The organism is Bacillus sp. 105MF (assembly GCF_000374885.1).
In the GTDB taxonomy this organism is placed as follows: domain Bacteria; phylum Bacillota; class Bacilli; order Bacillales; family Bacillaceae_G; genus Bacillus_A; species Bacillus_A pseudomycoides.
Window position 1 is genome coordinate 1 of the sequence record NZ_KB895635.1, and the last position, 9171, is coordinate 9171.

General features: G+C 32.8%; 11 protein-coding genes. 6 read left to right on the forward strand and 5 right to left on the reverse strand.

Features of this window, described 5'->3' with window-relative positions; all coding sequences use genetic code 11:
• Window positions 1–346: 346 nt before the first annotated feature.
• Window positions 347–490: a hypothetical protein gene (locus C564_RS37135; protein WP_018768069.1), complete on the reverse strand. Its 144-nt coding sequence runs from the start codon at window positions 488–490 to the stop codon at window positions 347–349.
• Between the two features lie 26 nt (window positions 491–516).
• A complete protein-coding gene (locus C564_RS0130410) occupies window positions 517–1692 on the reverse strand; it encodes an AimR family lysis-lysogeny pheromone receptor (RefSeq protein ID WP_371388636.1) in 1176 nt (391 codons plus the stop codon).
• A gap of 521 nt (window positions 1693–2213) precedes the next feature.
• Here C564_RS0130410 and C564_RS0130415 point away from each other — a divergent pair.
• The 3 genes from C564_RS0130415 (at window position 2214) to C564_RS0130425 (ending at window position 4105) form a co-directional block, all read left to right on the forward strand.
• Entirely contained in the window at window positions 2214–2558 is a 345-nt protein-coding gene (locus C564_RS0130415; protein ID WP_018768071.1) for a helix-turn-helix domain-containing protein, read from the forward strand.
• Window positions 2559–2750: 192 nt separating this feature from the next.
• On the forward strand, window positions 2751–3227 hold the full coding sequence (locus C564_RS0130420; RefSeq protein ID WP_018768072.1) for a hypothetical protein: 477 nt from the start codon (window positions 2751–2753) through the stop codon (window positions 3225–3227).
• Between the two features lie 62 nt (window positions 3228–3289).
• Complete coding sequence (locus C564_RS0130425) at window positions 3290–4105, forward strand: DUF5677 domain-containing protein (RefSeq protein ID WP_018768073.1); 816 nt, start codon at window positions 3290–3292, stop codon at window positions 4103–4105.
• A 181-nt stretch (window positions 4106–4286) separates the two neighbouring features.
• Here the strand turns inward: C564_RS0130425 and C564_RS37140 are convergent, their stop codons facing one another.
• The 3 genes from C564_RS37140 to C564_RS37145 all read right to left on the reverse strand — a co-directional run bounded on the left by C564_RS37140 (window position 4287) and on the right by C564_RS37145 (window position 5953).
• Window positions 4287–4445 carry a hypothetical protein gene (locus tag C564_RS37140; protein WP_018768074.1) on the reverse strand — a complete coding sequence of 53 codons (159 nt, stop codon included), beginning with the start codon at window positions 4443–4445 and terminating at the stop codon, window positions 4287–4289.
• A 130-nt stretch (window positions 4446–4575) separates the two neighbouring features.
• Window positions 4576–5514, reverse strand: coding sequence for a helix-turn-helix domain-containing protein (locus tag C564_RS33070; protein WP_018768075.1), 939 nt, complete (start codon window positions 5512–5514; stop codon window positions 4576–4578).
• Between the two features lie 301 nt (window positions 5515–5815).
• Entirely contained in the window at window positions 5816–5953 is a 138-nt protein-coding gene (locus C564_RS37145; protein ID WP_018768076.1) for a hypothetical protein, read from the reverse strand.
• A gap of 136 nt (window positions 5954–6089) precedes the next feature.
• On the opposite strand from C564_RS37145, the gene C564_RS0130445 reads away from it, so the two are divergent.
• The 3 genes from C564_RS0130445 to C564_RS0130455 all read left to right on the forward strand — a co-directional run bounded on the left by C564_RS0130445 (window position 6090) and on the right by C564_RS0130455 (window position 8932).
• On the forward strand, window positions 6090–7271 hold the full coding sequence (locus C564_RS0130445; RefSeq protein ID WP_018768077.1) for a DUF2726 domain-containing protein: 1182 nt from the start codon (window positions 6090–6092) through the stop codon (window positions 7269–7271).
• 343 nt (window positions 7272–7614) lie between these two features.
• A complete protein-coding gene (locus C564_RS0130450) occupies window positions 7615–8646 on the forward strand; it encodes a ParM/StbA family protein (protein WP_018768078.1) in 1032 nt (343 codons plus the stop codon).
• Window positions 8606–8932, forward strand: coding sequence for a hypothetical protein (locus C564_RS0130455; RefSeq protein ID WP_026008765.1), 327 nt, complete (start codon window positions 8606–8608; stop codon window positions 8930–8932). The genes C564_RS0130450 and C564_RS0130455 overlap by 41 nt, the downstream gene beginning before the upstream one ends.
• Window positions 8933–9171 lie beyond the last annotated feature (239 nt).

Sequence of the window (9171 nt, forward strand, 5' to 3'; positions counted from 1 at the left end):
GAAATGTTTGTTCAGTACCAAAAAGCAAAAAAATAATAGTATATAAACAAAAAGACTACCAATATCGGTAAGTCTTTTTTCTTTTTTCTCTATTCTTCTTTATATGTACTTAATGTAGCTGTTTTTAGTAATTCCTCTACATCATCGTTACCGCTTTTTAATAACCATTCAATTGCCGCCTGTTTTAATAATTGCTCTTTTGTCATCATAAGTCCCCCTGTATCCTAATAATTTATATACCATTCACAAAGTGGAAAGTTTTTGTCGTTTCTGTCAAAATGTTTCCACTCCCTATAAAGCAGAAATGACAGTGTCAAATTCGACACTGTCATTTTATATATATTTATTAACCGCCACCAGGGCCTGGATCAACCATATACTTCGATATTTGTGTTTTGTTAGCTTCTCGATCTGTAAATTGGAAAGCTGTCACAGAAAGACACGCTACAGCAGCGATAGATAAAATCGCTTTGATAAGCTTTGTTTTCAAGTGTTTCACCACCTTTTATATATGCCTCAATTATAACATTTCAGGGCTTCTTTTGGTAGGAAAATATAGAAAAAATCGCCTGATTTAGAAAAGCTTTCTATAGCCATTTCTAGATACTTCTTCCCTTCTTCTCCTCCAACCGCGAGGCCCATATAGTACAATTGAAAACTACTAAGATACCCGTTTTTATTTAGTAAAGTTTGTAAAATTTTGATTGCCTTTTCATTTTCACCTAACTTTACATACAAAAACGCTTTTTCAGCTTCATCAAGTTCTTCAGGGTCTATGGTATGTAAATCTTTCTCGTGATGTATTCTTAAAAACAAAAGAGTATTTAAAACTTTTTCTCTTCTTATTTCTAACTTCCTATTCACCGGATTACCGATAATTTCTAATGATTTCTCCATATATTCTTTCGCTCTTTGATAATCAGAAAAAACATAGCTTTCCCCAGCTTTACAGTATGCAACTGCTTTTGTGCTAACATAACAATTCGTTTCATCATTAACTATTTCAAAACATAATTTACGAGCTTTATCTAAATTATTTTCGTGTAATTCCACGAAAACATTCATTTCTTTTATTCTTAATAAAAATGAATCCCTTAAGGTATGGCATTTGATTTTTAGAATGTCAGGTAATAATTGCTGGATATATTCATTAACCATCTTGTAATTCCCTAAATCAAAAAAAGAGTATATTGTATTTAAGACTGATAATATTACCAACTCATTATCTGTATACTTTTGCTTTTTTCTCATTTTATCAACTTTCTCAAAGAACATCTTAGGAGTAATTGTATTTTCGCTTCTTTCTCGCAAAGTTTTGTATAACGGAACCAAGTTTAAGTTTATCCGTACAGTTTTCGAATTCCCTTTTTTCTTTTCTTTTTCGTCTTTCTTGTTTGTAAGACTTGTTATCTGTTGCATTACCACATCTTGAATCTCATACTCTCCGAACATATCTAACACTTCAAGAGCTAGTTTTAAGTTTTTATGAGATAAATGAGGTATCATCTTTTTTATCCATTTTCTACGAAATTCTACATCATTCGGCTTGTATAATCTCAGCGCATCTACAAAATGCATGAAATCAAATTTACCATTTGTATTGAAATAACCATTCACCGTAGTATGTGTCACATCAAAGCGTTTAGCTAGTTTTCTGTTAGTGTAACCGTTTGATTTTAAATTTTCATTCATATTAGTTAATAATTCTTGCACAACATTTGTCCCCCTTTGGACAAAAAAAGACACGTAAACCCCAGTTTATTACATATAAAGGAAAACGTGTCACTATCACTCTAAGTTGTGTTATAATAGGTATGTACAAGATCCGCGACAATGTTCCCTAGGTTGGTTAGGGGGCAGTGTAAGAGTGCGTCCAACACTACTTACACCGTGGGTCTTTTCTTTTGCGTCCGTTTTTTTGTTATTTTCATAATACCACAAATTTCCCAATATTCAGTCCTACGATTATCAGACAATTATTGAGAAAGTTTGAGAAACGTTATATATCAACGTTTCTCGTGTTTTACGGAATTAAATATGCAATTATACATTTTTCTTATTTCAAGAACCCATATGCATATTTTACCACACAATCGAACTTTTGTTCTATTTTTATTTATATTTTAGTTGTTTTATGACTATCATAATAATAACGGTTAGTAAAACAACTTATTGTAGTAGTATGATATTTTAATATCTATACTCTAATTACTATGATACTTTTTAGCGAAACTTTAAAACAGTTAAGAAAATCTCGTGATTTGACCCAAATGCAATTAGCTGAACAGCTTAATTTGAGTCAAAGCCAAATCAAAAATTGGGAAACTGGCAGGTTTCAACCAGATCTCGAGACACTAGCTAATATCGCCTCCTTTTTCAATGTATCGTTAGACGTTCTTTGTGGCTTTTCTAATGAATTTAAAGACGAGTATATACAAGAAGTCCTTTCTGAATTCCAATCGACATATGGGGTGTTAAATGAAGCTCAGAGGGAACGTTTTTGTAGGCAAGTCTTATTGTTCATCAAAATGATTAAAGACAACAAAGATACGTTCTGATTTGATTCCATTGTAGGGGAAAAGTTTTCCAATGAATAGTGGTAAAATTTGACATAATTTGACCATTCTTACCATCGAGGGCTTCGGCTCTCTTTTTTATTTCCTTCGACAAAATACGACAAGATAGTCGTAACCTGATTTGTTATGCTTGGGTAAGAAATCTTACATTTGGGTACTGGAGGAAACAGAATAATGAGCAAAAAGCTATTAACAGCCTTAACATGTAGTGCTTTACTTATGGGATTAACGGCGTGTGGATCTAACGATAAAGCAAGCACTTCTTCTAATGATTCGAAACCAAAACAAGAGGCGAAAAAGAAAGAAGAGCCAGTTACTACAACTTCATTAATTAACGAATTTAAGAAGGCTGGATTAGAAGCTGAAAATGCTACGGATCTACCACAAAAAGAATTTGGAAATATGCGTAAAGATGGCAAGCGTATCCTTACACCAAAATTAGGTGACGATAAAGGCGGCCGTGTATTCGAGTTTAGTAAAAAAGAAGATTTGGAAAAAGCGAAGAAATACTATGATGATTTAAGTAACTCAAATCAAATGTTATTCTCACATACATACGCTAAAGGGAATTTCCTTGTGCAAATGAACGGTGATATGAAAGACGAAGAGTTTAATAAATATAAAGAGGTTATAAATAAGGTAGTGAAGTAAGTAGCGGCACTCGAAAGAGTTCTTTTATTTTGTTAATTAACTAGAACAAGGCGGTGTATTTAATGGATTCAGCTTTAGAAATATTGAGTAAGAGTATACAATTTGGTGAAGTGTTTCTGAAAGATTTAGAAAAAAGAACTGATTTAGAACTAGAACACAAAATAATTATTGCTCTTTATAGAAAATTACTCGAACAAGCAGATGCAAGTTATGTGTTAGCGGATCACGATTTAGAAGGTCCATTAACAGTAATGAAAAGAGCTATTTTCGAAACGTATTTATCATTAAGATACATATTGCAAGAAGAAGAATTAATAATTTCTAGGGCATATAGTTATTACGTTGGTTTTTTAATAGATTCAAAAAGTGATGGAGAAGAATGGCTTTCGCAAAGTAAAATAGATATTTCAGATTTGAATTTAGAACATAAATTGAATGGGATTTCAGAAATACTAAATAACCCAATATTAAAAAACACTATAAGAGAATGGGAAGATACAAAAACGAAATTAGAAAAAAGATTCAGAAGAAAATACAATCCTAAATGGTATTCTTTGTACAACGGTCCAACAAGCATTAGAGTATTGTCTAACAAACTGATGCAAAACGAATCGCTTGTTTACAAAATGTACGGATCATTTTCTCAAGAAGCGCATGGTTATACAGCTCTAGATGCATCAAATAAAATGGAGTTAATTGATAAACCTCTTGTGCTTAAATCTATAAGAAGCCAAATTGACCCTAGTGATATAAATATATGTCGTTCTTTTCTTACTGGAGCGATGTTTGAAGTTGTGCATTATTTACTACCGGATCAAGTGGACGATTGTATAGAATTTGCAAACACAATCGGAATGAAAGAAGAAATTAATCAATAAGAAAATATAGATTTGAATCATATTTCTCAATAAATAAAATAACTTAACATGATAAAATAATACTTGGATGGTAGTCCAATACATATTATTAAAATTAAGATGGTTCAAGTTGGAGGAAGGCACCTTATGGTGTCTTTTTTTATGAAAAAATCCCCACACGATGTGCAGGGACTACGTTTAGTTAAATCAATTCATCAATCATAGGTTCATTATCATAACAAAAAGAACCATCAATCTTCTTTTTACAGTCATCACAATAATCCCAAGTCCCATTATCTATCCATTCGGAATAAACACCACTACTATTTTCACAACTACAATATTCTTGTTCTTCAGACAAAAAAATACCCCCTATTTATATAATTGTATATAACTACAATAGCAAAAACCCATAAGAAAATCTGTTACTTTATAATCAGAAATTTCACGTACTATATCTGATTGATAAAATAAAATTCAAAAGTCATTAATCATTTATCCTCTTCTAACCAATTGTATATAGGAACTTTACCAGTATAAGCCGTAGGCTTCTCAGTTTCCTTTGCATTACGTATTACCTCTTTAGCCTTATCTTTTACTCTACGGAGTTCTAACTCTTCTATTTTGGCATTTAAAGACGTTACAAGGTAATCTCTAAAACTTGTTTTTATTTTCCCTTGATTGTGCTTGTCCATAACTTTACGAACTACAGAATCAAAGGATCTTTTTGCAAGTTCGTTTTTCGTTACTTCACGTAAACCTTCGATAATGTTATGTAATTCTTCTTCGGTGTATGTTAGATGAACAGAGTTCGTCTTATCATCATCTATATCTTTTATATTATTTATATTTGTTATTTGTATATTGTTATTTGTAGGGTGACAATTTTGTCCTGTCCGTCGTTCTGGTGGTGACAATTTTGTCACTACGTTCGTTTTGGGATTTATCGCAACTTTTTCGGGTTCGTTTTTTCGAGAAGTTATGTTTTCGGTAGTGTCAGATTTGTCACTACGTTCGTTTCGCTGTTTTTTACGAACTACGACGAATTGTTCGTCTTCTTTTTTTGTAAATAATTCACGAATCTTATTTAAACAAGGTGACAAGTCGTATATATTTTTTGTTTTCATATTCTTTTTGTTGTATCTGTTGTATGTAGTAATTGCCCCTTTGTTTTCTAATCCTTCTAAATACCTAATTACAGTTCTTTTAGTTGTATTCAGATCATTAGCAAGTTTCTCTTGTCCTGGAAAGCATTTATTTTTATCTGCTCCAGCATAACTAAAAAGCATAGTCAAACAAGAAAATTCTCCAGGACTTAATTCAAATACTTTCATGGCATTACGCATTACATAATTGTAAGCGACGAAGTATCCGCCTTTTTCTAAAGGTTCTCCTGTAGTCACTTCATTCATGTTGTTCTTATCTATCACTTTACTAATCCTCCTCGAGGACAAAAGAAAAAAAGGCCTGTTTCCTAAATTAGATTATAGGAAACTAAGCCTCTTGCATTTTTGTTTTAAAAAATGTACACTAATGGTAACAATTTAAAAACAAGTAGCTACAAGAAGCTGCTTCTGGGTAGAGAGGGCATTCCAAAACTTTGGTCGGTTGGGGAATGTCTTTTCTTTTGTCGATATTTTATATTTATTGTAATACAAGTTACATAGAGTTACAACATACTCACAGGATAAAGAAAAAAAGCTAACTTGATTAAGTTAGCTTTTTTTGCTTCTATTTAGCGTTTAATCCTTTCCGAATAAGTTCGTAAACAGCTCCAGCGAAACTCGATATGTGATTTTCCTTTTGGTATTTTTCCACTTCTGCTACTAACTCAGCAGGGAACTTGATTAATTTTGAAATACGTTCCATTATGTTCACTTCCCTTTCGGTATATACTTGATATATACTTTCATTCGGTATATACTTAGTATATATCAAGTGAAAAATGAATTCAAATGGATCAAGTGAAGTTCTCGGAAAAGAATTTAAGAAAGAAGTGTGAATTATGTCAAAGAAGAAAACGCACGATGAGTATGTGAAAGAAATTGAAGAAGTTCACAACGGAAATATAGAGGTGGCTGGTAAATATATAAACGCAAGAACTAAAATAACTCATAAATGTAAACTAGGGCACGAATGGGATTCGCTCTCTTCAAACGTTTTAAAGGGGCAAAGTTGCCCGAAATGTGTAAAAAAAAGAGTTAGCGAAAGCCAAAAGAAAACTCATGAAGATTATATAAGAGAAGTTGAAGAAGTTCATAATGGTAATATTGAGGTTGTAGGGGAATATATAGATTCTAACACTAAAATAAAACACGGTTGTAAAACTTGTAATTGCGAATGGGAAACTGTTCCAAGAAGTATAATCAAAGGTCATGGTTGCCGTAAGTGTGGCGGATCGACAAGGAAAACACATGAAGATTATTTGAAAGAATTAGAAGAAAAACATAGTGGTAATATTAAAGTTGAAGGTAAATATATAAACAATAAAACTAAAATATTGCACAAATGTAATGTATGCATGCAAAAGTTTGATATGACGCCAACTTATATTTTTAGTGGTAGAGGGTGTCCTGAATGTACAAAAGTAAATTATAGAGAATTTAGGTCTAAATCACATGAACAATATGTGAGAGAAGTAGAAGATGTCCATAATGGCGACGTTGAAGTTAAAGGTAAATATGTAAATGCTATTACCAAAATAAAACACGGTTGTAGACATGGTCATGAATGGTATGCGCAACCAGTTCATATTATTCATAATGGTAGCGGTTGCCCTGAATGTAAAGAGTCGAAAGGTGAAAGGTTGATAAGAAACATCTTAGAGTCTTTAGATATTACATTCAAATCAGAGGTTACATTTAAAAATTTAAGAATAGAAAATAACGCGAAACTGAGATGCGACTTTGTTATATATAAAGATAACAAGCCTATATTAGTTATTGAATATAATGGTGAGCAACACTATAAACCAGTTGAAATATTCGGCGGTGTAGAAGGTTATAAGTTAACTAAAAAACGAGACGAAATCAAACGTAATATTCTAAGAAAACAAGGGATACAAGTTGTTGATATTCCTTACACTGAAACAGATGAACAAGTTAAATCTACAATAGGCTATTACGTTGATACACTCATAAAAAAAGAGCATGAGTTCAAGGCTCATACTCAAATTAAATCCACTTAGAAAAAAGATTCAATCAATAATAACACGAAAATATTAAGGGCGCCAATAAATATATGGCGTCCTTTTTGCGATTTTCAGGGGATTTTAACGAATCTTAAGGAGTCCTATTGAGTCGTAACGAACCGTAAACGATATTTAGGGAGGATTGTATAAGCTTGTCTAATGATTCGCTACATGTGTTCGGCGAGGACTTTGCGAAGACTAACGACCTCGCAAAATAACAATCAATGAATAACCAATGATAATTTATTGTTTTTGGTATTTTTCATTGAAAACACACATAAGTATCTGTTAGAATCGAAAATATCAATGATTAACCATTGGTTTTGAAAGGGGAATGAATATGTTATTAGGAAATCCATATGCGATTGACTTAGGAAATGGCTTCACAAAACGTGCTTCAAAGAAAAATAAGTCATTAGAAGCAGACGTTATTACAGAATTATCGGTATTAGCACCTGTAGATGATTACTACAATGAAGCTGAATTTACAAAAATCGAATTAACAAACACTGACTTTTCATACTACATAGGGGAGGAAGCGAGAAAATCTAAACTTCCACTTGTACGCGCTTTAGGAGAGAACAAAGCAAAACGTTACGAGGACCCAACATTTAAGAAGCAACTATTCGGATTCATTGCAAAAGACTTTAAGAAAAGTGTTACTATCCCGTTACTTGTTACTGGTCTTCCAGTATCTCACTTTGGAAATCAACGTGAGTCATTGCAAAAAGTAGCTATGGAAGAAACGGCTGTTAAAGTAAATGGTGAATTAATCACAATCAAAGTAAAACAGTGCTTAGTGATTCCACAGCCAGTAGGAACGCAATATTACTTAGTTAAGAAGGACATCATCAAAAAAGAAGATCGTATTCTTATTATTGATGGTGGATTTGGCACATTCGATGTTACTGATATGTCTGGTAATGCTGTTATCGATCGATTAGGAACTGAATTAGGTTGTGAGAAAGCATTTATGACTATTGAGCAAATCGTTCGCGATAACATCGGCGAAACTCCTGATTTAAGCGTTTCTAACATGCACTATATCCTTGAGAATGGTTATAAGTACAACGGCTCTCTATACGATTTATACACTCATAAAGACGTAGCGGAGAAGGTTGACGCTGAATTGCAACGACATTTTGAAGCAGCACTTCGTGAAGTTTCTCAAAAGTTTAACTTAGCTGTATACGATAAAATCGTATGGACTGGCGGAATGGCTGCACTTCACAAAAAGCGTATCGAAAAGAAAAAAGAGCAATACCCAACATTTACGGTTCTAGAAAATGGTCAAGAAGCTAACCTATTAGGATACTACTATTTAGGATGTGATGTCTTTGACAAACTTACAAAAGAAAAAGCTTCAAATTGAGCTTAACCCTAACAATGATAAGGTTCTTTATAACTTTGTAACTCGATTAGAGGAACAAGGTAAGGGGCAAAAAGGGTATGTAAATAAGCAGATTAAAAAAAGATTAGAAATGTACCAAATACTTGCTGAAGTTGCCGGTGAAGAAGATCCGCTTCAATTGGTTAAAAAGCTGTTAATCAATATAAACACTCACGGCATACAGAACGATGTTGGAGTAGATGAAAAACCATCTGAAGAAGCCGTTGATAATGCTATGGATTTAATTAACGGATTTGGAAACTGGTAAATAGTTATTTAAGTAAAATACAGCCCCTTCCTCTCTTTTCTCAAAAATAGCAGGAACGATATCATGTTGGAACTATGACCCTGAGAATGCAGAGAGGGAGGAGGTTAAATTTGAAAGGGGAGAGCATCATGAGTAATGTTAACCCTATGTTCGAACCTCGAAAACAATCTACTACAATAACAAACCGACAACCTCGTAAAATTCGTTCTGATAAAAAGAAAGACGTAAAAATCCCCATA